The 488-nt window shown below is 60.9% G+C and carries 1 protein-coding gene; it reads left to right on the forward strand.

The annotated features are described in order from the left end of the window. Positions 1-488 (forward strand): tyrosine-type recombinase/integrase (locus U5A57_RS41385; protein WP_321918113.1); only part of this gene is annotated, 488 nt, incomplete at both ends.

Raw genomic sequence — 488 nt, forward strand, 5'->3', positions numbered from 1 at the left:
CTGAAACTCAGAGAGATCTGGGCGATTCGTATCCGTTTGCAACTCGCGGGAAGCACACGGGACCTGGCAATGTTCAATCTGGCGATCGACAGCAAGCTTCGGGCATGCGATCTCACAAGGCTGCGCGTCTCAGACGTTTGTCACGGCTCGCGTGTGGCGGCGCGAGCAACCGTCATGCAGCAGAAGACGCAGCGGCCGGTGCAGTTTGAAATCACCGAACAGACACGTGCGAGCGTGGAAGCGTGGATCCAGGCGGCAGCTCTCGCGTCGGGTGACTATCTGTTTCCGAGCCGGATCCACGGATCGCCGCATGTGTCGACACGCCAGTACGCCCGGCTGGTACATCGCTGGATCCGGTCGATCGGACTGGACGACGCTGCTTACGGAACGCATACAATGCGACGCACAAAGGCTTCGCTGATCTACCGCCGTACGAAGAACCTGCGGGCGGTGCAGCTGCTGCTCGGTCACTCGAAGCTGGAGAGCAC

This window comes from Paraburkholderia sp. J11-2 (genome assembly GCF_905220185.1).
Classification (GTDB): Bacteria; Pseudomonadota; Gammaproteobacteria; order Burkholderiales; family Burkholderiaceae; genus Paraburkholderia.